Origin of the sequence: Paenibacillus sp. FSL E2-0177, assembly GCF_037992975.1 — a bacterium.
Classification (GTDB): domain Bacteria; phylum Bacillota; class Bacilli; order Paenibacillales; family Paenibacillaceae; genus Paenibacillus_AQ; species Paenibacillus_AQ odorifer.
In genome coordinates this window covers 4,780,816-4,806,240 of the sequence record NZ_CP150307.1, presented here as the reverse complement: position 1 = coordinate 4,806,240, position 25,425 = coordinate 4,780,816, and the positions used below count along the sequence as shown (strand labels likewise).

Below are 25,425 nucleotides of genomic sequence, written 5' to 3'. Positions count from 1 at the left end.
TTTCTACTTGTGTAGCGTCCAGACGGGCGCTGCACTTTACTTTTTTTGGCGGGAGGATGCTTCGTGACTGTATTGTACAAGCTGGAGACGTTTGAAGGTCCGCTGGATCTGCTCTTGCATTTAATTGATAAGGCGGAAATCGACATCCAGGACATTCCGGTCGCCGAGATCACCGAACAGTATATGGAATACCTGCGTAGCATGCAGGAGCTTGAATTGGATATTACGAGTGAATTTCTCGTGATGGCCGCTACCCTTTTATCTATAAAGAGCAAGCTATTGCTGCCCAAACCACCGGTCATTGAGATCGATGATTTTGAATATTACGAAGAGGATGAATTTGATCCACGAGCTGAACTTGTTCAGCGACTGATTGAGTATCGTAAGTTCAAGAGTATTGCTGTACATTTAATGGATATGGAGAGCGAGCGGAGCTTGATTTTTACGAAGGAGCCTGAGGATTTGGGTCCATTCGTGCCAGAAGAGATTGATCAAACGCTAAAAGGACTACATACCTCAGACTTAATAGCCGCTTTTCGTAAAGCGCTAAGTAAGGCTGCCAGAAGGTCTTCTTACCAGCGGATCACCCGGGATGAAATATCGGTAAAAGATCGTATACGTGATGTATCAGATGCGCTGCAGCGCAGAGGAACAGGCGGTAAGCTGCATTTCTCGGCACTGCTTCACGATGAAATGGCACGGCACGAAATCGTAGTTACTTTTCTTGCGATTCTGGAACTGATGAAAATGAAGGCGATTTTTTGCTACCAAGAGAAATTGTTTGATGACATCGTAATGGAGTGGAGAGGAGGAGAACACTTCAATGGATTACAAAACGCTGAAATCGATTATTGAAGGCCTGCTGTTTCTATCAGGGGATGAGGGAATCTCCGTACGCCAAGTGGCTGAAATTACGGAACAGCGCCCAGAGCTTGCGGCCGGAGCCTTAGAGGAACTAAAAGAAGATTATGTAGCACAGGAGCGGGGCTTACAGGTAGTGCAAATTGCCGGGAATTATCGGCTGGCTACATTGCCTGATCATGCCCACTATTTTGAGCGTCTGGCCTATTCACCATCCAGATCAACCTTGTCTCAGGCTGCCTTAGAGACTCTCGCAATCGTGGCTTATCGCCAACCGATTACGCGGGTGGAGATTGAAGAGATCCGAGGTGTGAAGTCGGAACGCGCAATTCATACGCTGAATAACAAGGATTTGATTCATGAGGTTGGTCGTGCGGAAGCGGTAGGCCGGCCAATTTTGTACGGGACGACTAAATCCTTCTTGGAGAGCTTTGGTCTTGCCAGTCTAAAGGATCTGCCGGAACCGACAAATTTTGAGTCCACGGATAATTTGGAAGAAGAGACACAGCTATTGTTCAATAAGCTGGATACTCAAATGACTTTTGAGGATGTCGAGCTGCCTTAGTTCGTACGAGAACGCTAATAATTGTATTGAAGGGACTGCCCTTAAACCATTTATGTGGTTTGGGACAGTCCCTATTTTTATTTAAACTCATATTTTTTATGCAAACCCCGAATTTTTTCCAGCTTAAATTGCCATACTAAACCAAAGGTTCCCATTATTAAGGTTTCTTGGAGGTAAATACGTGACGTTATGGCTTGCAATTCCCCTTGTTTTGCTTGTACTGGCACTGATCCTGGTCCTGTCTTCATCTATCGATTTCCGCATACGGTGTTATAAACATGGAAAAAATGACCTGCTCGAATTAGATGTTACCTCTCTTTTTGGTTTGATAAAGCTTCACTATGAACTTCCCCAATTGGTCTTTAAGGGATTGGAGCAGGGTGTGTGGGGAAAGTTTAAAGAGACAGGGACTGCGACGACAGGTGTAGATACCGTAAAAGAAGAGATATTTGATAAAGAAAGAGTAATGCACTGGCGCGCCAATGTTAACCAAGCTGTGAAATCTACACGCGGCTTGAAGGAATGGTTAAAAGAGACTGCAGCTCATGTCAAAATATCAAAGCTCGATTGGTCCACCGATTTCTCTCTTGGTGATGCAGCAGACACTGCGACCGCATCGGGAGCGGTTTGGGGCCTGAAATGGAGTATTGTTGGTTTTATTTCGCAGTGGGTGAAATTGCAGCAGCATCCTCGAATTTTTGTTAAGCCTGTTTTTGAAGATGAGCTTTGTTTTGCAATGGAGTTTGTCTGTAAGGGGAAAATGTCAGTCGGCTATACTTTGTATGCCTTAATGCGACTATCTCGGCGTGTCTTGCGTGAAAAAGGCGGGATCGGCCATTGGAGAAATCTGCTGAAACAGATGCGTCAGGAGCCACACGGGAAAGTTTAAAATGAAAGTTACATACAAATGGGCGGATGTGGGGATGATATACGCTGTAGAAGAAAGAGAAATCGTACTCAATTAAAGGAGGAAACAATATGAGCGACCATCCTATTCAAGGCCTAATGCAAACAGCGATGGAAAATATCAAGGGTATGGTAGATGTGAATACCATTGTCGGTGATCCAGTACAAACCCCTGACGGCAGCATTATCCTGCCTATCAGTAAAGTTGCCTTTGGATTTGCTGCTGGTGGTAGTGATTATCGAGTAGAAGATTCTATAAGTGGTTCAAGCTCCCAAGGTGGAGTCAAAATGCTTCCATTTGGTGGAGGTAGCGGGGGAGGCGTCTCCATTCGACCGATCGCTTTTTTAGTGGTAGGTAAGGATGGAGTGAATATTGTCCCTCTGGACAATCAAACTCACCTATTCGAAAAAATCATCGATGCAACACCAGGGCTCATCGACAAAATTCAAACGATGTTCCAAACCGGTAATGCTGCAGCTCAAACGCCTCCAACACCTGCCACACCGGCAGCAGCACCTGTTAAAACCGATCCAAGTACATCTCAATCTTCAACTCATTAGGTACACATAATTCTACAAATAGCCTCGGGGATATCGCCATACACAGGCGGTGTCCCTTTTTTGACGTGTCAGAAAGTATATTTTGATCCCCAAATTACCTGAGAATGTATCGAAGCAAAGCCTCACGTTGTGGGGATATTTTGTGTGGAACATCCCAAGGAGTGGACATACCCTAAGGCTGGTCCGCATACACTTGTACAACATAAACACTTTTACTTAAGATCCGATAAGAAGCCGGAGGATGAACATGAAGACAATAACCCGTAAATGGCCATTCGCCTTAATATTGTGCCTTTCGCTGCTGCTTCTGGCGCCGCTATCTTCAATTCAGGCCGAGAACAGCTCTATCTCTACACATGCAAGAGCAGCGGCACTGATTGATGTGGAATCTGGGCGTATTTTGTACAGCAGCCGTGGGGATGAGCCTATGCTTATTGCCAGCTTGACCAAAATTATGACCGCCCTCGTCGCCATTGAGAATGGTGATTTAGCCTCTAAAGTCAAAGTAGGAAAAAATGCCTATGCGAAAGAAGGCTCTTCTATTTACTTGCAGCAGGGAGAAGAGATGACGCTGGAAAATATGCTGTATGGCCTGATGCTGCGCTCAGGGAATGATGCAGCAACGGCGATCGCTGAGCATATCGGTGGTTCTGAGGAAGGTTTTGTATACCTTATGAACGCTAAGGCTGAGGAGCTAGGGCTAACCCATACTCATTTTGCTAATCCCCATGGTCTTGACGCTGAAGGGCATTATTCTAGTGCTAACGACTTGGCTGTTCTGACCGCTTATGCTCTTCATAATCCTGTATTTAAAGAAATTGTGAAGACGCAGGAGAAAACTGCAGACAATCCAAATGAGAAATGGGATTACAAATGGAGAAACAAAAATAAGATGCTGTATTTATACGAGGGAGCGGACGGTGTAAAGACAGGTTATACCAAAAAAGCACTGCGCTGCCTTGTCAGCTCTGCCACCAGAAACGGCCAGCAGCTTGTCGCAGTTACTATAAATGACGGCGATGACTGGAATGATCATGCTTCCCTGCTAAACTTCGGGTTTAATCACTATCCGCTCAAAACACTGATCGAACGTGGTGATGCCGTGTCGGGCTATAACTTTGTAACCTCCAAAACCTTTGCTTATCCACTTGGACAAGGTGAACAAAATAGAGTGATCACGAAACTTGTTTTAAATCAGAAGGAAAGTGCTTCAGCCGAAGCTACACGAGCGAATTTTGGATTGCAAGGAGCGCTTGTGCTGGAGCTGGGCGGAAAAGAAATAGGTCGCGTGCCGGTGTATACTCCTGAGAACCTGCCTCCTGAGCAATCTGCTTATATGAAAAAGTACAGTCCCACACTAGCACAGGCTTACCCGGCAAATAATTGGTTCCAGGCGCTGGGCAGTGCACTGAAGGCTCTATTTGAAATGGGAGCGAGTTCGAAATAAGAAAATGGGCTGATGAATGAAGAAGGAGGCGTATCCATGATTAACGGGATTTGGCTAGGAATGATCATCATCGGTTTTCTGTTCGCCGCCGTTAACGGCAGAATGGATGAGTTTACAGCCGCCGTATTCGACGGAGCCAAGAGTGGGGTAACGGTAAGTTTTGGCTTAATCAGTGTGCTTGTGTTCTGGCTTGGGATTATGAAGATAGCAGAAGATGCAGGTTTGCTTAAAAAGATTGCCAAGGTGCTTGGCCCTGTCGTAGCTTTTTTATTCCCTGATGTGCCGAAAGGGCATCCTGCCATAGGATATATTCTCTCCAATATGAGTGCTAATCTGCTCGGACTAGGCAATGCCGCAACGCCAATGGGCATCAAGGCGATGCAGGAGCTGCAAAAGCTCAACCCTGATAAAGAGACCGCCACACCAGCCATGTGTACTCTTCTAGCGCTTAACACAGCAAGTATTACGCTTATCCCGGCCACACTGATTGCCATCCGGTTAAACTATGGTTCAGCCGATCCCGCAGGCATAGTAGGTACAACACTTGCAGCAACGGCCGTGGCTACACTTGCAGCGATTGCGGCAGACCGGTTTTTCCGAAGGTTGACTTTATTGCGCAAACCGCCGAAGCCCCCTTCAGCAAAGTCCGGGGTTCCTCCTTTGGCGAAGACAACACTCCCTAATTCCTCATTGAAAGGGTGAACGTGATTTGTACCAGTTTATCAGTCTCATATCGGCATGGGCGATTCCGGTCATGATCACGTTCATCCCGCTCTATGCTTTTACGCGCAAAGTGCCAGTCTACGAATCCTTTGTTGAAGGTGCGAAAGATGGGTTTGGCACGGCCATTGCGATTATTCCCCATCTTGTGGGGATGCTGGTTGCGATCAGCGTTTTTCGCGCTTCCGGTGCGCTGGACTTTTTTATGGGCTTCATATCCCCAGCCCTGCGGGGGCTTGGTGTTCCGGCAGAAGTATTGCCGCTTGGTCTTTTGCGGCCGCTTACGGGGACTGGGTCGCTTGCTTACACTACGGATCTAATCCGTGTGCATGGTCCGGATTCTTTAATTGGTATGATTGCTTCCACCATACAGGGGAGCACAGATACTACGCTTTATGTTTTGACCGTTTACTTTGGGGCTGTAGGCGTACGGAATGGCCGTTATGCGCTTAAGGTTGGCCTGTTCTCCGATGTTGTCGGCTTTGTCGCCGCGATCGCTGTGTGTTTGCTATTATTTGGATAGTCACCCCATTGCCCCCCTGAACATATGCTATTGCAGCAATGTGGAGGGGGGCATTCCGCAATGAACTATAAAGGCTTTATTCTGCATCATTCTAGCTGCACATCCATTAACGGTAAAGGTTTTGACTTCTGGGTAGGAGTGGATGGCGCGATTTATGCAGCACCGCTACTGACAGATCCGGAGTATATTCATATTTGTTTGGAAGGTGATTTTGGTAAGGAAGTGGGCGATCCTCCAATATCCGGAAGGCAGGAGCAGCTTTTTGCAACGGCTAAACTCGTTTTAGAATTAGTAGAACGCTACCAAATCTCCCCTTTAATCATCGAACCCCACAATAATTCCTGCCCAGGAGCATTTTTTCCTTGGAATGAACTTGTGATTTATCCCTCTGATGGTTATCATTGATCTGAGGTGACTAGTCGAATATGGAAAGATTACAGAAAATTTTGGCGCAGGCCGGTGTGGCGTCCAGACGTAAGTGTGAAGAAATGATTTTGGCCGGTAAAGTGGAAGTCAACGGGGAACTCGTAACTACGCTTGGCACGAAGGTGGACCCCGCAACAGATATTATTAAAGTTTCCGGTAGACTGATCCGGGGCGAGAACAAAATCTATATTATGTTCAACAAACCTAAGGGAGTAATCACAAGCGCTTCCGATCCAAAGGGTCGTAAGGTTGTAACTGACTACCTAAAAGGAATTACTGAACGGGTTTACCCTGTAGGCCGACTCGATTACGATACGGAAGGTTTGCTGCTGCTGACGAATGATGGGGACTTTGCTAACTTGCTGACTCATCCGAAGCATCATGTACCTAAGACGTATCATGCTACGGTCAAGGGTATACCGCATGGCACTGCATTGGACAAGCTGAAAGCTGGCATCAAGCTGGAAGATGGCATGACAGCGCCTGCGGAAGTAGAGTACAAGGATATTGATGAGGCAAATAAGGAAGCGGTTATCAGCATCACGATTCACGAGGGACGTAACCGTCAGGTACGACGCATGTTTGATGCGATTTCACACCCCGTACTCCGTCTGAAACGGATTTCATTCGGGGATATTATGCTGCAAAATCTCAAACGTGGCTCTTACCGTCATTTGACCAAGGATGAAATTAACCATCTGCAGCAAATTGCCAAAGCAGGATTGCTTAAAGAAAGAACTCCACGTAAAGAGTCATAAAGACACAGAATATTCACAATTAAACCCCCTAAAGCTGTGACGAAATTCGCTATAATGTTCATAGGATGTTCACACCTTACAACATAAGTATGAGTTGCGTCACAGAAGGGGGCTTTACGTGTGGGTAAAGCAAGAAAACCAATTCAAATCGTGATTCTGTTTCTAATTGTTATAGTGGGCGGTTATGCCATCGGTTCCTCTGTATTTGGGGGAAGCGGCAAACCAGAGGAAGGGAGCAAAGCACCTTCCTTTGATTTGCTTGGGCTTGACGGTCTGGCTCATACCCTAGACGAATATAAGGGCAAGACTATTGTGCTTAATTTCTGGGGCTCTTGGTGTGCACCTTGTGTCAAAGAAATGCCGGCTCTCCAAGCGCAATGGGAGAAATGGAAGGACAAAGACGTAGTGGTCTTAGGCATTAATGTGGGCGAAGACCGGATGACTGTCGAGAATTTTGTGAAGCAGGTAAACATCGATTTTCCGATTTTGATGGACACTGGACGTGATGCTGTACGAAGTTATGGTATTTCTCCGCTGCCAACTACCTTATTCATTAATTCCAAGGGTAAAATTGACAACATTCATATCGGCCAGCTTGATTTGAATTCACTTGATGATCAAATTGGGAAGCTGGTGGATTGATGAGTGAACGCGAGGCATTTATAACCAATACCAAATGTGAATGTGGTCACCAGAACCCTGTAGGTACTGTTTTATGCGAAGCATGCGGGAAGCCGTTGGGGAAGGAATCAGACTGGGGCGAGAATTTGGAAATGCGTTACGATGGCGTAGCTCGCCGATCTCAGCGCGTTAACCCGGGGATTATTGATCGGGTGTGGAACTTTTTCTCTTCCGTCAAAATAGCGATCTACCTGATCGTGTTGACACTTATAGGCTCTATGCTGGGGACGATTTTCCCGCAGGAGAGTACTTTTCTTAATATTGATGCCTCAGTTTATTACAAGCAAGAGTACGGAACAGCCGGATATATTTATCACAAACTTGGACTTTCACATACATACGAATCCTGGTGGTTTGTAACTCTACTCGTAATGATCGGCGCTTCACTTGTGATCTGTAGCTTGGATCGAGTACTTCCGCTCTATAAGGCCTTAACCAGACAGAAGATTCGGAAACATCGTCAGTTCTTAACTCGGCAAAAAGCTGTGTTAGTGACTGAAGTACAAGAGGAACCAGAAGCTTGGGTAGCCAGGGTAATTCAGCCTATGCGTAAAAAGGGCTATCGCGTGAAGACGGATGGAGGGGCTCTGCTGGCAGAGAAACATCGCTTCAGCCGCTGGGGACCTTATGTAATACATATTGGCTTAATTATTTTTTTACTTGCTGTATTAGCAAGAGGATTGCCGGGACTGAACATGGATCAGCATCTTGCTTTCCCGCAAGGGGAGATCACACAGATTCCGGACACCACCTATTATTTGAAAAATGAGAAATTTACCGTGGAGTTTTATACGGAGGAAGAGATGCCTGAGGAATTTCGCGGCAAAAAAATACTTCCAAAGCTATTCCAGACCCAAGCTGTGCTTTATGAATGCACCGCGGATTGTGGAGACCCTTCGAAGGAACCGCAGCTATCCGAGGTGACGAAACATGATATCCAAGTAAATTCACCTTTGGATTATAAAGGATTGAAAGCGTATCAGTTTGATTATGATCTGACCCCTGTGCTGCGTTCGGTACAGCCTGAGCTTAAGAATTCCACCACTGGCGAGGCGTACGGCAAATTTAAGCTGGACATGAAGAACCCTCAGCGGGCAATTCAGGCGGGTCCTTATACTTTAACTTTGAAAGAAAAGTATATGGATTTTGGTCTAAATGAGGAGGGTCAGCCGATTTCCAAATCACCTTATCCGAATGCACCTGCTTTTTTGTTCCTGATACAAGGTCCGGATCTCCCGGCGGAAGGGCAGCAGTATTTCTATTTTCCTAAACAGGTGGATAAGGCGCAGTTTCAACAGGCTGCCATTAACGATAAGCTTGGCGGGAGCAATAGATTTCTTGAGCTTGAAGTGGACAACATGAGCGACGTTGATTTTTCGGAATCGACTACTTACTTGAATATACGTATTGATCGTGCAATGCCGTTTGTATGGCTAGGTGCAGCAATCGTGATGCTGGGTTTAGTGCTTGGCTTCTACTGGCAGCATAGACGTATCTGGCTTACCGTTGCTAACGGGGAGCTTATCCTCGGAGGACATACGAACAAGAACTGGTTCGGGTTCCGCCGTGAGATCGTTTCTATTTTAGAAAAAGTAGATCTGGTAGTCGATGAAAAATCATTAGATAATGGAGGAGGCCTTTCATGAGCTTGCTCGACATCAGCAGCGCTGTCTTTATTGCCGCATTTTTATTATACAGCGGTTCGTTTATGTTATTCACTATCGCCATCATGGGTCGCAAGTGGTCAGGCCGCAAGCCGGAGGAACATACAGCGCGTTGGGGCAAAATTGCTTTTATTTTCTCTTCAATAGGTCTTATCTTTCATCTTATTTATTTCTTTACACGCTGGGCGGGCTCAGGGCATATTCCGGTCAGCAACATGTATGAGTTCATGACTTTTTTATCGATGATGGTGATGGTTGCCTTTACTGTGATGTACGCTATTTATCGTAAGGTAATCTTGGGTCTTTTTGCAGTTCCAATCAGTATTATTGTGATGGCTTATGCCGCAGTATTTCCACAGGAAGTACAGCCGCTGATTCCATCTCTTCAATCGAACTACTTAAAGATTCACGTAACACTGGCTGCACTAGGTGAATCCTTCTTCGCAGTAGGGTTTGCGGCGGGACTGATGTATCTGCTGCGAACAGTCAATTTTTCCAGTAAAGAGAAGGCGGATCGCAAGCAACAGAGGCTGGTCGAATTTACTCTCTTTTCAATCATTGTTATAATTGGGTTTCTGGGTTCTGTTTTTGCATTCCGCGGAGCAGGCTATGAAACTGTTTTTGTCCGTCCGAACGTTACGATTGACAGCCCCGGGCAGGAAAATAGTACAATAGAGAAAGTGAGTTATCGAATGCCGCCGATTGTGGCACCTCACAATAGCGAAATTGAGAGCTTCCAGTCGTTTCTTGGCATAAAAGAACCACTCTTTGAGGCACCATCTTGGATGAATGGTGTAAATGCTGGACGGAAGTTTAATACTGTAATTTGGTCACTCCTTTCGGGATTAATCCTCTACGGAGTTCTTCGCTTGATCGTACGTAAATCGCTGGGTACTGCTTTACACCCAGTGATGGACGGAATTGATGAGGGCGATCTAGATGAGATTACGTATAGGGCGATAGCCATTGGCTTTCCTATTTTCACATTAGGCGCTTTGATCTTTGCAATGATATGGGCGCAAATCGCTTGGGGAAGATTCTGGGGATGGGATCCTAAGGAAGTCTGGGCGCTTGTCACTTGGCTCTTCTATAGCGCTTATCTTCATTTACGTTTGGCTCGTGGATGGCAAGGAAGAAAATCTGCCTGGCTGGCTGTGCTTGGCTTCCTGGTCGTAATGTTTACTCTGGTTGGCGTTAATTTAGTCATCGCCGGACTTCATTCTTACGCGGGGACGGACTGAGCATAGTTTACCTGTTAACGTTGCACAATGGTTTAAAGGTTACGTTCTACTGTATTGATGAAGGGGTTGTAGTGAAATGGCAGATCATTTAAACAGAATTCTGGTAGTGGATGATGAGGAACGCATTCGCCGCCTGCTAAAGATGTATCTTGAAAAAGAAGGTTATGAAATCGATGAAGCGGAAGACGGAGAAATCGCTCTTCGTAAAGCAACAGCAAATGACTACGGTCTGATTTTGCTGGATGTTATGCTGCCTGGCATCGATGGGATGGAAGTGCTGACAAGACTCAGAGGAGTGAAGTCAACACCAGTCTTAATGCTTACAGCTAAAGGCGAAGAGATCAACCGTGTCCAAGGCTTTGAGATGGGCGCAGACGATTATGTTGTGAAGCCCTTCAGTCCACGTGAAGTCATTTACCGGGTGAAGGCTATTATGCGCCGTTCTTCGGCAACTGCTTTCTTGTCCAAGGAGAGCAATTCCAGCAATAACATTGTATTTACTCATCTTATTATTGAACATGATGCTCACCGTGTGACTGCTGGTGGTGAAGAAGTAAGTTTGACACCTAAAGAATATGAACTTCTGCATTATTTGGCTATTTCGCCTGATAAAGTATTTTCTCGTGAAGAACTGCTTAAGGATGTCTGGAATTATGAATTTTTCGGAGATTTGCGTACTGTAGATACTCACGTAAAACGTCTTCGTGAAAAACTGAATAAAGTATCACCGGAATCTGCAGCGATGATTACGACCGTATGGGGCGTAGGCTACAAACTAGAGGTACCTAAATAAGTGAACTTCTGGAGAAGTCTTGTCGGCAAACTGTGGGTTACGATCATCTGCCTGGTCGCTGTCGTGCTTATTACCTTGGGGTTATTTTTGCTTCCCTACATAGACAGTAACTTTGCCAATTCCGGAGATATCAAACGTTTATTTATGTATACTTGTATGATCGGATTTTCTTTGACGACATTTTTTGCGTTGTTTTTGTTTACCAAAATTACTCAGCCGATGCAGCGTGTCATTGAAGCTGCGAATAACATTCGACGGGGTGAATACGGAACAAGGCTTACGCTTGTCACAAGTGATGAAATTGGCCAGTTGGCTACTTCCTTTAACCATATGGCTGAGGAGCTTGAAGAGAACATTCGCAGTCTGCATCATGAGAAGGGGCATCTGTCTAGCGTACTGCGCAGTATGAGCGATGCTGTGATCACCTTTGACATTGAAGGGCAGATTATTTTGACCAATCCGCATGGCCAAGCTCTGCTAGAGAGCTGGAGCGATTTGCAGTGGGAACATGCGAGTGATGCTGAGCTCCATCCCGAAACGGCTGAGAGCAGTGTTCCTCCTCCCCTGCGTCCTTTATTTTTAAGCACCTTGAAGCAAGGTGGCGATGACCGCTCCAATGTACATGTACGGCAGGGCGTCTGGTCTGTTCATATGGCACCGTTATATTCTGAAGGCAGCATCCGGGGAGTAGTTGCTGTACTGCGGGATGTGACGGAAGAGGTGCGTCTGGAAAAGATGCGCAGAGACTTCGTAGCTAATGTCTCCCATGAAATCCGCACTCCATTGTCGATGATGCAAGGGTACAGTGAGGCTTTATTGGACGGGATGGCTTCATCCCCCGAAGAAAGCAGTGAGCTGATCCAGGTCATTCATGACGAATCACTGCGTATGGGGCGTCTGGTTAAGGATTTGCTTGATCTTGCCCGAATGGAAGCCGGACATACGGATATGATGAAAGCTCAGGTGGACATGAACGAACTGCTGGAACGAGTCTACCGTAAATTTTCTGTACGTGCGAAAGAGCGCGATATCCATCTTCACTTACGGCAAGAGAGTGATATTGCTGTTCTGAAGGCAGCGGATGAGGATAAGCTGGAACAAGTCTTAACCAATTTACTTGATAATGCTTTTCGCCACACACAGGGTGGCAAAAAAATCACGGTTCATACAGGAACTTGTGTATTAGAAGGCCGTCGTTATCTTGAGATTAAAATTCAGGATGAAGGGGTTGGAATTCCACCAGAGGATCTGCCGTATATATTTGACCGCTTCTACAAAGCTGATAAGGCGCGTGTACGGGGAGAATCAGGTGGAACGGGACTTGGACTTGCGATTGTTAAAAATATTGTAGAGTCGCATCACGGGACCATCTCAGCTTCAAGCAAACTAGGCGAAAGTACAACCTTTACGCTAAGACTTCCTGTCGAAAAACAGTAATTCCAAACACAATGTGTGATAGCGCCTCTGACAGCAGAGGTGCTTTTTGTTGAAACAAACACATTAATCTTGTTCATCGTGGAACATATCTTGTAGGTTTTGCTTGGGAGGGCATAGAATGATTTTATCTTTAGACCAAGGTACTACCAGCTCACGAGCCATATTGTTCGATACGGAGGCTAAATGGGTCTCACAAGGTCAATATGAAGTTAAACAATCCTTCCCCCATCCAGGCTGGGTAGAGCATGACCCTGAGCAAATCTGGGCGTCACAGCTCGCAGCGGCAAGAGATGCGATTGCGCGGGGTGGCATAGCAGTTGAGGAGATCTCTGCCATCGGAATAACCAATCAGAGAGAAACAGCTTTAATCTGGGATAAAATAACGGGCAAACCGATATACCCTGCGATTGTGTGGCAGGACAGGCGTACTGCAGAGCAATGTGAAGAACTTAAAAGTAAAGGGCTGGAGCAAGTTATAGCGAGCAAGACGGGCCTTGTTGTAGATGCTTATTTCTCAGCTACGAAAATCTCCTGGATACTGGATCATGTGGATGGCGCCCGAGAACGGGCGAATCGTGGGGAACTTCTAGCAGGGACGATCGACAGCTGGTTAATTTGGAGACTTACTTGCGGAGCCGTACATGTCACTGATGTTACCAATGCCTCACGTACGATGCTGTTCAATCTTCATGAACGGTGCTGGGATGAAGAGCTAATGGAAGAGCTTCGTATTCCGCGTGCCATTCTGCCAGAAGTAAGAATGTCTGGCGGCGAATTTGGAGTAGCAGACAAACAGTGGTTCGGGGCGGACATTCCAATTCGCTCTGTACTTGGAGATCAACAGGCCGCATTGTTTGGACATACTTGTCTAGAACCCGGCAGTGCCAAAAACACCTATGGTACAGGCTGCTTTATTCTAATGAACACAGGCACAGAAGCTGTAGCCTCCAGCCATGGCTTGTTGACCACTGTAGCTTGGGGTATGGGAGATGAACTCTATTATGCCCTAGAGGGCAGTGTGTTCGTGGCCGGAGCGGCCGTTCAGTGGCTGCAGGAGGGGCTTGGTCTTATAGAGGAGCCAGCAGGCTCAGAAGATAAAGCACGGGAAGTAGAGGACAGTGAAGGGGTTATCGTTGTGCCTGCGTTTACCGGACTGGGGGCACCCTATTGGGATATGTATGCCCGTGGAGCCATATTTGGCCTTACTAGAGGCACTACCTCAGGACATCTGGTACGAGCTACATTGGAGTCCTTAGCCTTTCAATCTAGAGATGTAATAGGAGCTATGGAAAAAGACGCAGGCATGCCATTGACCGGCCTTCGTGTGGATGGCGGAGCTGTGCGTAACGATTTGCTGATGCAATTCCAGTCTGATATCCTGGGCAGTGAGGTTACTAGAACAACATATGCGGAGACAACAGCTTTGGGTGCGGCGCTTCTGGCCGGGTTAACGTCCGGAGTCTGGACACGTGCCCAGCTAGAGAGCTTCAACAAGGCTGAGAGGGTCTTCTCGCCTGAGATGGGTATAACTGAGCGGGAAGGTCGTTACAACGCCTGGAAGGACGCTGTAGCGCGTACCATGGGTTGGGAGAAGCATGAAGGATATCAGTGATAAAGGAGCTGTATATATCTATGGTTAAAGGAACCGAATCTGATCTGCCGGGCGGACTATCTAAGCCGGCGCTTCGAGCCCTGCATGGGGCTGGATATGTTCAGCTTCAACAATTCAGCAAGCTTACTGAAGGAGAGCTTCTGCAGCTACATGGATTGGGGCCAAAGGCGATCGTCCTATTACGGAGTGCTCTCGCGGAAAAGGGGCTCACCTTTGCAAGTAAGTCCTGATGTTGCGTTCATATTTATATTAAAAAGCGGCAAGCTTAGGTGAATCCCTAGCTTGCCGCTTTTTGTTATACAGCTCCTAATATTCAATAACAAATGCTACATTTTGCCAACCGGCGCCCACTGTCCAGAACAGGACTTTATCACCACGTTCGATCTTTCCAGTAGTTACAGCTTTATGTAGAGCAATAAATGGGCTGCTGGTAGAGGTATATCCGAATTCATCCCCTATGTATACCGCTACATTGCGATCAATGCCGACTTTCTCACACATCTCTAAGATATTAGGCAATGAAAACTGTGAGAAGCAGGCTGCTTTAATGGCTTCAGGCGCGATATTGTTGTTAGACAGTAGAGTACGAATAGACTCAGAAGCAGCATCTATGCAAATGGAATTATCAAAAGGAATAAACTTCACATTAAACTCTCCAGCCGCTACACCTTGTTTACCCAGTTTAGCCAGGCCTGCGCACGGGAACTTGGAATTATCGCAAACACAAGGATCCGTTTGGTAGATAGAGTCAATGAAACCGACCACATCCTCAGCTTGTTCAAGAATGACTGCCGCCGCTGCATCACCGAAGTTAGCGTAATAGACTGGATCATTCTTATCGGCATGAGGGGTTACATAATCGGAGCCGATGACCAACGCTCGTTTAATCCTAGGATTCGCTTGCATCTGACGGCTAACCTGTTCCACAGAAGCCGTCATACCCGCACAATTAGCATTACTGTCAATGCAGATCGTATGGGATGCGCCTTTGATCAAACGGTGAATCATTAATGAGTTGGTAGGAAAGATATACTCAGGAGTTTGACTTGCATAGGCAATAAGGTCGATATCGGCACCTGTGAGACCACTTTTCTCCAGAACATTCCTGGCAGCCTCAAAAGCCATCGTAAGGGAATTCTCATCCGCATCCTTAATACTATACCGCGTAATACGACCTAATGCGGATAATAGACCTCGAATATCAATGCCTTTTTCGTCAAAATGCTTAATGAAAAAGTCGTTACCAACTATATTGCTGGGATGATAGATATCAATGCCTTTAATACGAATTCCGGTCATAATACGCCTCCAGGAAAGCAGTAAAATGTGGCCTACATATTAAGATTAAAAGATCTAGACTGTAACCGCAGAAATGATCTCGATGTTATCGAGTCCAGCTTTACGGCCAAGACGGGAAAGCTGCATTTTGAGGATCGGGTTATTTTCAAGCGTTAGATTTACTTTTACAAATCCATCATTCTTAAACATTACAAAGCAGCTTTCTAAAAGAGGTACAACATCTGGTGCAGTTACATTTAGCTTTCTGCAGTCGATTTTTAGTTCATAGTCAGCTGGAGTAATTGGATTGATAGTTTGTTGATAAGCTTGAATAGATTTTAGACCATCTTCTTCAGAAAATGTTCCATCTAACTCAATGTTAATAACCTTGTTTGTAGTGTCTGTCTTCAAAACGAAACTTCCCATGCCTAAATCTCTCCCATAGATTGAATTTGTCCAAAACAGTTCGACTGCAATATCCAGCCATGTATATCCATTTAGCTGTTTTATAAAAGTCAAAATTCGACACTATACAGCAAGTAATGGGATATTCCGACTCTATTATAGGCATATTTTTCAAGTGTATGCAATAATAAAGTCGAATTTTGTATATTGTTGTCGAACTGTTGGGTTATTGGATTTCTTCTATGGTTGCAAGCAGGATATTAAAAGCTGTGATGATTCTAGGTGCCCCTATAACGGGTACTAAGTGTAATAGAATACCTTTAAGCTGTTCTACGGTAACTCCAACACGAAGGGCCATGACATAATGAACGCCCAACTGTTCGAATTGACCCATTGAAATTAAAGATGAAATGACTGCGATTTCCTTCCAGTCAGGGGCTATAGTATTACGTTGAAAAATATCGCCATAGGCATTCCCCATAATAAATTCAGCCAAGTCAGGGAAGTGGTCTTTAATTGGAGCTAGTGCTTTTGCGCCATAGTCTCCTGATAGATTCGTGAAGTGGTTGAGACCACTGTTGATATTTTCCTTCATGGTTAGCCTCCTAGTTTAGGTTCAAAGTACGGTGTGCAGTCGGAGGGACTTCATCACGGTCTGTTAGTAGTTCAATAACGGCAACATGGTTTAGAGCTACCGCATCTTTAATTGCAGCTGTGAATTCATCCGCAGTCTCACATTTGTAGCCTTTAGCACCTAGAGATTCAGCGAATTTCACGGCGTCCATTGGTACTTCATATAGAGTTCCATCGATACGACCTGTGGTTTTCTCCATACCCTTAAGAGCCATATCTAGTTGCTTATTATTGACCACGATAAAGATGACAGGGATATCTTTGCAGACAGCGGTGTTAATCTCAGCGCCGAGCATCATGAAACAACCATCACCTGTAATGCAGAGGACAGTTTCTTCAGGAGCTGCAACTTTTGCACCAATAGCCATGCCGATCGAATTACCCATGCAAGCAAAATACGCATCAAAAACAAAGCTGCCCGGTTTCTTAACCTTGTACCATTTTGCAGCGTGGAATCCATGACTTCCATCATCAACGAAAATTGAATTATTATAAGGGATCAAATCACTTAAAGTGCTCATTACGGAAGCAAGGGAAAGATTCTTGAGGGTTGGAAGCTCTTCTGAATAATCCGCATCGGCCAAAGCCTCACGTTTGGTGATTGTGCTTGGGTCAATATGATTTAGGCAGTGCACCAAATTATCGCGCAGGTCCCCAGTGACCGGTATCGTTTTGGACAATAGTATTTTTCCGACAAAGGTTGGATCAATATCAAATTGAATTAAAGTTGCTGGATGATTCTCCCGTTTAAGATTACAGATGGTCATATCACTTAAACGTGATCCAAGCACTATAAATAAATCGCTTTTATTCAATAAATCGTCCCCGTGGGTCGAACCGCCAACGCCAATAGGACCATGATAGAGTGGGTGATCCCAGACTATAGCCCCTTTTCCACCAGGAGATGTTACTACAGGAATATTAAAAGTTTCTGCGAGTTGAACAAGCTCTTTATGTGCTCCGGAGCGGTTAATTCCTTTACCCGCAATAATCAAAGGATTCTTAGCAGCTTGAATAGCTTCGATGACTCTATCGATATTAGCTTGACTAATTAGAGACTCTCTTTCTGGGATTACTATATTGCATTCTTCCAATACTTCAGTTTGTACATCAAAAGGAATACAAAGATGAACAGGACCCCGTTTGGTCAGGGCCACAGAAATCGCATGATTAAAAATAGTACCAAAGTGATCCCCACGTTCAACCAATTTACTGAACAAGGTGGCAGGTCTGAACATATCAGCTAAATCAGCCAGAAAAGAGGTGGAGTCCTGACATTGAGGAATTCCAAGCTCTGTAATGGATTGGTGGCCGGTAATAAATAGGACAGGTAGGTTGTTAGCTTTCGCATGTGCTGCTGCTGTAAGCAGGTTAGTTCCCCCAGGACCCGAAGTACCAAATGCTACGCCTAGGTTACCCGTTTTCAGCGCATACCCTGCTGCTTCGAATCCGGAGCTTGCTTCATGTCTGCCGGGAATAAATTCAATACCGTAATCCACCATCTTTAGAACAATTGGACAAATGGATTTGCCAATGATCCCAAAAGAATGGGTGACTCCAAGGTTACGTAGTGCTTCCGCCATGTAATCTGCGACTGTCTTCAAAAGAAACACCTCACAAGTTTTTTGATATATATTAGTTATTAATCTACCGAATAGATACGATAGATCAATATACTCAAAAAGTAAAAACCTGTGCTCTATAGTAAGCACAGGTTGGTGGCATAAGGCACCGCTAAGACTGAACAATAGTTCAGCCGTCCTGGTTCCTCTGCAACCTGGCAATCATGGCCTCAAACGAAAAAATGAGGCTGTAGATCCATGGTTTTGCGTCATCCTCTTTCGAGGATTTTGCCAATATTAATTTATAGTTGATAAGAATAATTTTCCTTTACAATATATTCCTCATTAATTTTTGTCAACATAATCCGCTAAAAAAACTCGAAATTTGACGAAAGTCTTGTCCAAGAGATGAAGTTTTACCTCGCGAAAAAAACTGCCACCTAAGACTCAGCTTAGGTGGCAGTTGATAGTTTTGAACTAGAATTTAAAGATATGAATGGTTTTTTGCAGATTAAATACGGCCTGGGTCATTTTTTCCGTTTCTTCTGCAACAGACTGCAGGGCATTAATCTGTTCATTCATAGCCGCCGATACCTCTTCCGTGCCAGCAGCAGTTTCTTCGGTGATTGCTGAGATATTCTCAATTGCACTGGAAATTTTCAAGGCACTTTCTAGCATAAGATCACTCTCCGCAGAGAATGAAGAGATTTGCTCGGTAATGTACTGCACGCTTTGTACAATTTGTGCGAAAATATGGGCAGATTGAGTGATCATTTCATTCTGAACCTGCACAACCTCTTCATTGATGGCAATATTATCGATGGCTTGTTTAATATCTGACTCAATGCTGCGGACCAAGCCGAATACTTCTTTTGTGGATGCCGTAGATTCTTCAGCAAGCTTGCGAACCTCTTGAGCTACAACGGCAAAACCCCGACCATGCTCTCCGGCACGAGCAGCTTCGATGGAGGCATTCAGTGACAGCAGGTTGGTCTGCTCAGCGATCTCTGTGATGGTCTTGGTGATCATCGTAATCCCGCGGGCATTTTGTGAGAGAGCTTCAATAGTATCAGCCACTTTTTGTGTAGCCTCTATGTTTTTACGCATGCCTTCAGCCTGTGTATCTACGGATTGGCGCCCTTGCTCAACAAGTTCTAAGGTATGTATTGAACGTCTGTTCATTTCTTTGGTGGAGTTCGTATAATTGGATACTTTGGTCTCAATGTCTTTAATGGATTCTGTCATATCAGCGATATCCGTAGATATTTCATTTGCACCAAGAGCGAGCTCAGTAGAAGAAGAGGCTACTTGTGCCATGACAATTTTCAGGTTCTGGTTCTTATCTTCGATTCCGCGGCTTGCATCCATAACTTGACGGGTGATCTGCGATGCATCGGTCAGAATCTTCTTGAGCTTATCAATCATTGTGTTAAAGGAGCGGCTTACGTCACCCATTGAACCATTTTCGTCCGCTCTGCTAGTGAAATCACCCTTTGAAATACTGTGAGATACATTAGCAATATCATCAAAAGATGATGTAAGCGTTCTCTCCACGAAGCGAGCAACAGGTAAAGTCAGACCTGCAAGAACAACTACTAGTATAATTCCTACGAGAAATTGACCTAGAATCATTAACGTAACTAAGACAGGAATAGCAAACAGTGCGGCAACGAGGTAACATCCGGCAACAATTCTTTGTTTTAACGGAAGTTTGTGCATCCAGCTCATTGGTAAAATGTCCCCCTTATTAAATTTTATGTAATGGTGTTATTATAGGGGATTTATAGGTCATTGGTCTATAGAGAAGTGTCATAAATCTTCTTTAAGTAGTAGATATTTAGAATTCATGTCAAAATTCCTCATATATTGTGGAAATTGTTTTAATAGCAGACTTTACCATCCTTACTAGTTCGATAGGAGCTAAAACAATAACTGAAGGAGAGAAAGAGAGTACGATACGACAGGCAGATTCTATAGCATTAAACTCGGCCTCCACGTTCATCCACCCAGTATTAGCAGAGGGTTCTACTAAAGTTATAGTTACATATCTTTCACGTTGTAATTCTTTAAGAATAGACTCATTCACCTTTAAGTTCACTACATATTTTGGCAGTGCTGCTTTAAAAGCTAAAGTCGATTGTTCCCAGTAGCTTTTTAAATCAAAAGCCTCAGGTCTGAGAAATGTTTCATTAGTTGAGTCAGCTTTTATTAATCTCGACACGCGAAAAGTCCGCATTTCACCCTCGGTTCGTGCCACTACATACCAAACTCCACGTTTTGCGACTAACCCGAGAGGTTCAATGAAACGCTCCTTCATCTCGTCATTCCGTGGGTAAGTGATCTTCACTTTACGGTCTTCCCAAACAGCTTCCTGAAGGACAGAAAGAAACGGGTACGTCTCGTCGGAAGGGTGCCAGCTGGCACCATCTATATGAATGCGCTGGCTCAGGTAACTGGCTGGATTATTCGACCTGGATGGGGAAGCAGCCTCCAGCTTAAGCACGGCAGAAGAGAAGTCGTTTTGTATACCCAGATCTTTTAAAATCGAGGAGTCTGCGGACAGCAGCAGAGTTGCAATCTCTGAGGGCTTCATACCCGTTAAGGAGGTTCGGTAACCTTCTGTGAGCATCCAACCTCCTTCGCGTCCCCGTTCGGCAAGAATCGGTATTCCCGCTGTACATAAGGCTTCCATATCTCTAAACACAGTTCGTTCAGACACTTCTAAGGTCTGGGCTAGCTCACGGGACGTCATCTTTCCACGATTTTGCAGCAAAAGTAAGATGGATAACAAACGATCGGCTCTCATTAAGGGAACATTCCTCCTCCTAATAAATGTTAGTTAGTTCTTAATTAATTATTATATTATATATGTCAGTTGATGTCATATTAAAGAATTATACTTATATAAGGTAAGGATTAAATACAGAACATTTAGAGAAAAACAAGTGTAGAAAGGATTGAGAACATGACTTTAAAAGGAAAAGTAGCATTGGTCACCGGAGGCAGCAGAGGTGCTGGTAGAGGAATTGCATTGGAGCTGGCAAGGAAAGGTGCATTCGTTTATATTACGGGCAGAACGACAGAGGCTTCTGGCATAGAGCATAGCAAGCGGAGCATTGATAACGTACTTAGGGAAATAAAAGCGGAGGGAGGGTCCGGCAGCGCCATACGATGTGATCATACAAAAGATCAGGAGACAGAGGCGGTCATTCGCCAGATTGCTTCAGAGCAAGGAAAGCTTGATATTTTAGTCAATAATGTATGGGGCGGCAACGATTTACCTATTGAGCAGAAGTCTTTCTGGGAGCTTCCTACAGCGCATTGGGACAATATGTTTAATGCGGGTGTGAGGGCACAGTTGATAACAAATTATTATGCAATACCATTAATGCGTGAGGCAAAAGCTGGCGGTCTAATCATCCACACAACCTTTTGGGATCATTACAAATATCTTGGAAACTTCTATTATGATCTTTCTAAAAACTCACTTGTCCGCATGGCCTACGGGTTATCGAATGAGCTTAAAGAGGACAACATTGCAGTTATTCCGCTTACTCCGGGCTGGATGAGGACAGAGGCGGTGTTGGAGAGCATGAACACGGATGAGGAGCATTGGCATGAGGTTGAAGAATTGCAGATGACTGAATCCACAACCTATATCGGTAGAGCAGCCGCTGCTCTAGCAGCCGATCCTAAGGTCATGTCTATGACCGGACAACCGCAGCAGGTTGCTAAGCTGGCTGAAAAGTATGGATTTACAGACATCGATGGTCGGACTGTTCCCGCATTCTTAGTCTAAACAGCAAACTTGATCTGTTTGATCCCATATGTGCGTGTGAAGCAGTATAGGACACAGCTGATCTATAATGCAGTATTTTCGTATATTTAGAACGCTATCGGTCCCCAGAGACGCTATTGATAGGCAAAGCACCTGATTTAGCTCTCTTTTTGAGGAATAGTGGCACCAGAGTCCGAAACCCTGCTTCAAAGGCGAAATTATTGCATATAAGGTCATCTGGGTCCGTAACCTCAAGGGCGTACGTAAGCCTCCACGAGGGTACTCAATTCGATATTGTAAATGAAGCCGAAACGGGTCAACGATCAACAACAAAAGCAGCGAAACTCCTATAAGAGGAGGATCGCTGCTCTGTTGTTTGATTTCTATCGTATTGCTTACAGAAGAATGATTTCTTCGGCAGTGTTGATTTCTGGCAGGCCAGCAAGCTTCACAAGCACATGAGTAGGTACAGCTTTATCAACGGTCAGCAGCATGATTGCTTCGCCACCAACGATTTTACGTCCCACTTGCATGGAGGCGATATTGACATCATTTTCGCCCAGCAATGTGCCCACAAGTCCGATAATCCCTGGTTTGTCGTTATGGGATACTACAATTTGATGTCCTTCAGGAGCGATATCAACCGGGAACTTGTTCACTTGAACAATTCTTTCTCCATAACCTTGCAGCAATGTTCCGGCTACGAGACGTTCTTGGTCGTGATCTGTTTTAAGGGTCACGGTAATCAGATTAGTGAAGCCTTTAGTTTTGGAAGCTTTAGTTATTACTACATTAACGTCGCGTGTTTTTGCCAAGTGCATGGAGTTAACGATGTTAACATCCTCAGCGAAGTGGCGGGAGAGCACGCCTTTCACAATATAGCGGGTAAGTGGTTGGGTATCGACATCTGACAGATCACCCGCATACTCAACATGGATTTCACGAATAGCACTATCTGTAATCTGGGTAACAAAGCTGCCCAGCTTCTCACCAAGTGTGAAGTAAGGCTGGAGTTTGTTCATTACGCTTGGAGCAACTGGAGGAATATTTACAGCATTGATGAACGGTTCATTACGCAGAATATGCAGTACTTGTTCCGATACATCGATCGCTACATTCTCCTGAGCTTCAATTGTAGAAGCGCCCAAGTGAGGAGTCACGATAATTTTTGGATGCGACAAGAATGGGTGATCTGCTTGTGGCGGTTCTTTTTCGAATACGTCAAATGCAGCGCCAGCAACAATACCGCTATCAATAGCTTCTACTAACGCCATTTCATCAATTACACCACCACGGGCACAGTTGATGATGCGCATTCCCTTTTTCATCACTTCAAATTGCGGGCGGGAAATCATATGGCGTGTTTCCGGAGTAAGTGGAGTGTGCACAGTAATGAAGTCTGCTCCGCGGACTACATCGTCAACGGAAGCTAATTTTACTTCCAGTTTCTCAGCACGCTCAGCAGTTAAGAAAGGATCAAAAGCAAGGATTTCCATGCCGAAAGCTTTGGCACGTTTTGCCACTTCGCTACCGATTCTGCCCATTCCCAGTACACCTAAAGTTTTGCCGCGAAGTTCTACACCCACGAAGGTTTTTCTATCCCAGGTTCCACCAATTGTTTTTGCGTAAGCTTGTGGAATGTGACGGGCCAAAGCCATCATCATTGCAAAAGCATGCTCACAAGTTGTAATGGTATTTCCATCAGGAGCGTTGATAACAACAACCCCACGTTGAGTAGCAGCTTCCAGCTTGATATTATCTACACCCACACCTGCACGACCAATGACCTTTAAGTTTTTTCCAGCTTCGATAATTTTTTCAGTTACTGTAGTTTGACTGCGGACGAGTAGACCATCATATTCACCGATGATTGCAACGAGCTCATCTTCACTGAGACCTGTTTTTTTGTCTACAACTACATCTGTTGCGTCCATCAATTGCTGAATGCCCAAATCACTGATTGGATCCGATACTAATACTTTAAACATGGTTTCTTATCCCCCTTAAAGTTGAAAAGCTTTATATGTCGAGGACGCCCTGATGGGCAGTCCACAATACCAGAAGGTTCACGAACTAGTAGAGAAAAACATGTAATAATAGTAGATCAACGCGGTGTCGCACAAAAGAAACAGCGTGCAAGAGTACCGCGAAATCGGTAACTTTGGGCATAAGGTAGTATTTATGGGGGATTAGGGAATTAAAAAAACTCCCAACCCCATACTACTGCCGTAGTAAGGGACGAGAGTTATCTTCGTGGTACCACCCTAATTCACTGCAACTTGGAAGAAGCAGCCTCATTGGCCTGCATAGGCCACACTGTTAACGGAGTTGATCCGATTGTACCTACTTTAAGGTTCGATACAATATCTCAGGAGCGCTAAAGATAGCTGTTCGTCACCGGTTTGCACCAACCACCGGCTCTCTGAAGACTTCCAGGATCTTTGTTCCATCATCGGTTTTGAATGATTAATTTTTTCATAATGTAACACGGTATGCAAGTTGTGTCAATAGGCTTTGCAAGCAGCGTTTCTTGAAGTGAACTTCATTTTTCGTTATGATTCAATAACTGGTTCTATTCAAAAAAGAACGGAAGCTGTGGAAGTGTCTCCCTGTTATAATACTGTTCCCGCCATTTTACAAAATCCTGTTCCTGCACAGCACCTGTAGAAATCAACAAGGTTACTGAGGACTGGATATCCGAAAGATTTAATGAGCTTGCAGTGCCTGAGTAAATCATATCGTCTATTTTAGCAGTGATGTCCTGAGGATCATAACCTGCAAAAATTCCGCGATTCAGCATCATGTCAGCGATAGAAGCATTCTTCAAAAGAAGCGGCATTTTTTTCCACTGGATGAAAGACATCGTTTTTAGTTCGCCAGGTGCAGAAGGTATTTTCTGGTTTGTCTTAGAGCCCCATTTTAGCATAGAATCATAGAAGTTCTTTTGTGCTAACAGACCGTACTTCACGGCGCCGGTTGTAAATTCATCATTTTTCAATAACTTGGCTGTCTCTGCACCAGAGGCACTAGTAGAGACTTTGCCGGAGGCCTTAGAAAATAAAGTTAAGCTTTTGAGTACATTGACCTGTGACTGATGTAATAGAGGAGAGTTAGTGAAAATTGAATCTTGATTAACTCTTTCATATTGCTGGTCTGCTAGAATACTTAGATTCTTCATTACTGCCGCATTCATACGAGCATCTGTGCTGCGCGCTAACTTATCTACTTGAATGTTCCAATTCCGCTTGAATTCCCGATATGGCAAAAATACGTTATGATAGAAAGTAACAAGATCCTGCTGTTGATACGAGCCCGTGAATTCTACTAATCCATTCATGGTTGATTGATTGTCATATTTGGCTTCAGTTTTGTCTGCGCCAACCTTGACGCCAGTAAAAAATGCGGCGAAGGCGCAAACTAAGAAAAACAAAAAAACTAGCGTGTATAACATTTGATTGCGGGACTTACGTTTGCTCATAATAAATGCTCCTTTTTCTGGGGGGATTATCCTATGTATTATGTATTGATAGCAACACTATGGACGGTTTCTCTCTCGGAGCGGCCCGAAAAAAAT

Annotated in this window: 25 protein-coding genes, 1 riboswitch and 1 other annotated feature; of the genes, 17 read left to right on the top strand and 8 right to left on the bottom strand. The window is 44.8% G+C overall.

Features of this window, described 5'->3' with window-relative positions:
- The first annotated feature begins 63 nt into the window (after positions 1 to 63).
- The 16 genes from MHI25_RS21520 (at position 64) to MHI25_RS21445 (ending at position 14,425) form a co-directional block, all read left to right on the top strand.
- Positions 64 to 855, top strand: coding sequence for a segregation/condensation protein A (locus MHI25_RS21520; protein WP_036676147.1), 792 nt, complete (start codon positions 64 to 66; stop codon positions 853 to 855).
- A complete protein-coding gene (gene scpB / locus MHI25_RS21515) occupies positions 824 to 1,426 on the top strand; it encodes an SMC-Scp complex subunit ScpB (protein WP_036676149.1) in 603 nt (200 codons plus the stop codon). Before MHI25_RS21520 ends, scpB begins: the two co-directional genes overlap by 32 nt.
- Positions 1,427 to 1,607: 181 nt before the next feature.
- Complete coding sequence (locus MHI25_RS21510; RefSeq protein ID WP_340394229.1) at positions 1,608 to 2,315, top strand: DUF2953 domain-containing protein; 708 nt, start codon at positions 1,608 to 1,610, stop codon at positions 2,313 to 2,315.
- Between the two features lie 89 nt (positions 2,316 to 2,404).
- Entirely contained in the window at positions 2,405 to 2,893 is a 489-nt protein-coding gene (gene ytfJ, locus MHI25_RS21505; RefSeq protein WP_076127461.1) for a GerW family sporulation protein, read from the top strand.
- A 247-nt stretch (positions 2,894 to 3,140) separates the two neighbouring features.
- A complete protein-coding gene (locus tag MHI25_RS21500) occupies positions 3,141 to 4,340 on the top strand; it encodes a D-alanyl-D-alanine carboxypeptidase family protein (RefSeq protein WP_179088156.1) in 1,200 nt (399 codons plus the stop codon).
- 36 nt (positions 4,341 to 4,376) lie between these two features.
- Complete coding sequence (locus MHI25_RS21495) at positions 4,377 to 5,042, top strand: nucleoside recognition domain-containing protein (protein WP_076127464.1); 666 nt, start codon at positions 4,377 to 4,379, stop codon at positions 5,040 to 5,042.
- A gap of 7 nt (positions 5,043 to 5,049) precedes the next feature.
- Positions 5,050 to 5,583 carry a spore maturation protein gene (locus tag MHI25_RS21490; RefSeq protein WP_036676158.1) on the top strand — a complete coding sequence of 178 codons (534 nt, stop codon included), beginning with the start codon at positions 5,050 to 5,052 and terminating at the stop codon, positions 5,581 to 5,583.
- A 60-nt stretch (positions 5,584 to 5,643) separates the two neighbouring features.
- Complete coding sequence (locus MHI25_RS21485; RefSeq protein ID WP_038572446.1) at positions 5,644 to 5,988, top strand: N-acetylmuramoyl-L-alanine amidase; 345 nt, start codon at positions 5,644 to 5,646, stop codon at positions 5,986 to 5,988.
- 20 nt (positions 5,989 to 6,008) lie between these two features.
- Positions 6,009 to 6,767, top strand: a complete 759-nt coding sequence (locus MHI25_RS21480) for a pseudouridine synthase (RefSeq protein WP_036676166.1) — start codon at positions 6,009 to 6,011, stop codon at positions 6,765 to 6,767.
- Between the two features lie 120 nt (positions 6,768 to 6,887).
- The gene (locus MHI25_RS21475) at positions 6,888 to 7,409 is read left to right on the top strand and encodes a redoxin domain-containing protein (RefSeq protein WP_038572444.1); all 522 of its coding nucleotides are present in this window, start codon (positions 6,888 to 6,890) and stop codon (positions 7,407 to 7,409) included.
- Complete coding sequence (locus MHI25_RS21470; protein ID WP_076127467.1) at positions 7,409 to 9,094, top strand: cytochrome c biogenesis protein ResB; 1,686 nt, start codon at positions 7,409 to 7,411, stop codon at positions 9,092 to 9,094. Before MHI25_RS21475 ends, MHI25_RS21470 begins: the two co-directional genes overlap by 1 nt.
- Complete coding sequence (gene ccsA / locus MHI25_RS21465; protein ID WP_340394224.1) at positions 9,091 to 10,353, top strand: cytochrome c biogenesis protein CcsA; 1,263 nt, start codon at positions 9,091 to 9,093, stop codon at positions 10,351 to 10,353. The genes MHI25_RS21470 and ccsA overlap by 4 nt, the downstream gene beginning before the upstream one ends.
- Positions 10,354 to 10,429: 76 nt before the next feature.
- A complete protein-coding gene (locus tag MHI25_RS21460) occupies positions 10,430 to 11,146 on the top strand; it encodes a response regulator transcription factor (RefSeq protein WP_036676174.1) in 717 nt (238 codons plus the stop codon).
- On the top strand, positions 11,147 to 12,583 hold the full coding sequence (locus MHI25_RS21455) for an ATP-binding protein (RefSeq protein ID WP_340394222.1): 1,437 nt from the start codon (positions 11,147 to 11,149) through the stop codon (positions 12,581 to 12,583).
- Positions 12,584 to 12,701: 118 nt separating this feature from the next.
- The gene (glpK, locus tag MHI25_RS21450) at positions 12,702 to 14,195 is read left to right on the top strand and encodes a glycerol kinase GlpK (RefSeq protein WP_076213562.1); all 1,494 of its coding nucleotides are present in this window, start codon (positions 12,702 to 12,704) and stop codon (positions 14,193 to 14,195) included.
- 20 nt (positions 14,196 to 14,215) lie between these two features.
- On the top strand, positions 14,216 to 14,425 hold the full coding sequence (locus tag MHI25_RS21445; RefSeq protein ID WP_340394220.1) for a DNA-binding protein: 210 nt from the start codon (positions 14,216 to 14,218) through the stop codon (positions 14,423 to 14,425).
- Between the two features lie 76 nt (positions 14,426 to 14,501).
- On the opposite strand, the gene MHI25_RS21440 is transcribed toward MHI25_RS21445, so the two are convergent.
- The 6 genes from MHI25_RS21440 to MHI25_RS21415 all read right to left on the bottom strand — a co-directional run bounded on the left by MHI25_RS21440 (position 14,502) and on the right by MHI25_RS21415 (position 20,879).
- Positions 14,502 to 15,494: a ketoacyl-ACP synthase III gene (locus tag MHI25_RS21440; RefSeq protein ID WP_076127476.1), complete on the bottom strand. Its 993-nt coding sequence runs from the start codon at positions 15,492 to 15,494 to the stop codon at positions 14,502 to 14,504.
- A gap of 54 nt (positions 15,495 to 15,548) precedes the next feature.
- A complete protein-coding gene (locus MHI25_RS21435) occupies positions 15,549 to 15,992 on the bottom strand; it encodes a hypothetical protein (protein WP_248548483.1) in 444 nt (147 codons plus the stop codon).
- A gap of 112 nt (positions 15,993 to 16,104) precedes the next feature.
- Positions 16,105 to 16,473 (bottom strand): carboxymuconolactone decarboxylase family protein, encoded by a 369-nt coding sequence (locus tag MHI25_RS21430; protein ID WP_036676184.1) that lies wholly within the window; start codon positions 16,471 to 16,473, stop codon positions 16,105 to 16,107.
- 10 nt (positions 16,474 to 16,483) lie between these two features.
- Positions 16,484 to 18,124, bottom strand: a complete 1,641-nt coding sequence (locus MHI25_RS21425) for a thiamine pyrophosphate-binding protein (RefSeq protein WP_139330031.1) — start codon at positions 18,122 to 18,124, stop codon at positions 16,484 to 16,486.
- Positions 18,125 to 18,279: 155 nt separating this feature from the next.
- A riboswitch (cyclic di-GMP riboswitch) is annotated at positions 18,280 to 18,376 on the bottom strand.
- Between the two features lie 174 nt (positions 18,377 to 18,550).
- The gene (locus MHI25_RS21420; RefSeq protein WP_036676188.1) at positions 18,551 to 19,801 is read right to left on the bottom strand and encodes a HAMP domain-containing methyl-accepting chemotaxis protein; all 1,251 of its coding nucleotides are present in this window, start codon (positions 19,799 to 19,801) and stop codon (positions 18,551 to 18,553) included.
- Positions 19,802 to 19,922: 121 nt separating this feature from the next.
- Positions 19,923 to 20,879 (bottom strand): YafY family protein, encoded by a 957-nt coding sequence (locus MHI25_RS21415; protein ID WP_340394217.1) that lies wholly within the window; start codon positions 20,877 to 20,879, stop codon positions 19,923 to 19,925.
- A 159-nt stretch (positions 20,880 to 21,038) separates the two neighbouring features.
- Here MHI25_RS21415 and MHI25_RS21410 point away from each other — a divergent pair, with 159 nt between their 5' ends.
- Positions 21,039 to 21,872 carry an SDR family NAD(P)-dependent oxidoreductase gene (locus MHI25_RS21410; RefSeq protein WP_076127482.1) on the top strand — a complete coding sequence of 278 codons (834 nt, stop codon included), beginning with the start codon at positions 21,039 to 21,041 and terminating at the stop codon, positions 21,870 to 21,872.
- 374 nt (positions 21,873 to 22,246) lie between these two features.
- Here MHI25_RS21410 and serA read toward each other — a convergent pair whose 3' ends face one another.
- Together serA and MHI25_RS21400 are read right to left on the bottom strand one after the other, a co-directional pair.
- Complete coding sequence (gene serA, locus MHI25_RS21405; protein WP_036676193.1) at positions 22,247 to 23,839, bottom strand: phosphoglycerate dehydrogenase; 1,593 nt, start codon at positions 23,837 to 23,839, stop codon at positions 22,247 to 22,249.
- A 243-nt stretch (positions 23,840 to 24,082) separates the two neighbouring features.
- Positions 24,083 to 24,313 (bottom strand) — a binding site (T-box leader).
- Positions 24,314 to 24,423: 110 nt separating this feature from the next.
- Positions 24,424 to 25,329, bottom strand: coding sequence for a hypothetical protein (locus tag MHI25_RS21400; RefSeq protein ID WP_340394214.1), 906 nt, complete (start codon positions 25,327 to 25,329; stop codon positions 24,424 to 24,426).
- Between the last annotated feature and the right edge of the window lie 96 nt (positions 25,330 to 25,425).

What these genes read in the sequence shown, in the direction of transcription:
- MHI25_RS21480 (WP_036676166.1), top strand. Translation starts at nt 6,009, where the DNA reads ATGGAAAGATTACAGAAAATTTTGGCGCAGGCCGGTGTGGCGTCCAGA.
- MHI25_RS21415 (WP_340394217.1), bottom strand. Translation starts at nt 20,879, where the DNA reads ATGAGAGCCGATCGTTTGTTATCCATCTTACTTTTGCTGCAAAATCGT.
- MHI25_RS21470 (WP_076127467.1), top strand. Translation starts at nt 7,409, where the DNA reads ATGAGTGAACGCGAGGCATTTATAACCAATACCAAATGTGAATGTGGT.
- MHI25_RS21430 (WP_036676184.1), bottom strand. Translation starts at nt 16,473, where the DNA reads ATGAAGGAAAATATCAACAGTGGTCTCAACCACTTCACGAATCTATCA.
- MHI25_RS21460 (WP_036676174.1), top strand. Translation starts at nt 10,430, where the DNA reads ATGGCAGATCATTTAAACAGAATTCTGGTAGTGGATGATGAGGAACGC.
- MHI25_RS21400 (WP_340394214.1), bottom strand. Translation starts at nt 25,329, where the DNA reads ATGAGCAAACGTAAGTCCCGCAATCAAATGTTATACACGCTAGTTTTT.
- MHI25_RS21410 (WP_076127482.1), top strand. Translation starts at nt 21,039, where the DNA reads ATGACTTTAAAAGGAAAAGTAGCATTGGTCACCGGAGGCAGCAGAGGT.
- MHI25_RS21500 (WP_179088156.1), top strand. Translation starts at nt 3,141, where the DNA reads ATGAAGACAATAACCCGTAAATGGCCATTCGCCTTAATATTGTGCCTT.
- MHI25_RS21495 (WP_076127464.1), top strand. Translation starts at nt 4,377, where the DNA reads ATGATTAACGGGATTTGGCTAGGAATGATCATCATCGGTTTTCTGTTC.
- MHI25_RS21485 (WP_038572446.1), top strand. Translation starts at nt 5,644, where the DNA reads ATGAACTATAAAGGCTTTATTCTGCATCATTCTAGCTGCACATCCATT.
- ytfJ (WP_076127461.1), top strand. Translation starts at nt 2,405, where the DNA reads ATGAGCGACCATCCTATTCAAGGCCTAATGCAAACAGCGATGGAAAAT.
- MHI25_RS21420 (WP_036676188.1), bottom strand. Translation starts at nt 19,801, where the DNA reads ATGAGCTGGATGCACAAACTTCCGTTAAAACAAAGAATTGTTGCCGGA.
- glpK (WP_076213562.1), top strand. Translation starts at nt 12,702, where the DNA reads ATGATTTTATCTTTAGACCAAGGTACTACCAGCTCACGAGCCATATTG.
- MHI25_RS21440 (WP_076127476.1), bottom strand. Translation starts at nt 15,494, where the DNA reads ATGACCGGAATTCGTATTAAAGGCATTGATATCTATCATCCCAGCAAT.
- ccsA (WP_340394224.1), top strand. Translation starts at nt 9,091, where the DNA reads ATGAGCTTGCTCGACATCAGCAGCGCTGTCTTTATTGCCGCATTTTTA.
- serA (WP_036676193.1), bottom strand. Translation starts at nt 23,839, where the DNA reads ATGTTTAAAGTATTAGTATCGGATCCAATCAGTGATTTGGGCATTCAG.
- MHI25_RS21445 (WP_340394220.1), top strand. Translation starts at nt 14,216, where the DNA reads ATGGTTAAAGGAACCGAATCTGATCTGCCGGGCGGACTATCTAAGCCG.
- scpB (WP_036676149.1), top strand. Translation starts at nt 824, where the DNA reads ATGGATTACAAAACGCTGAAATCGATTATTGAAGGCCTGCTGTTTCTA.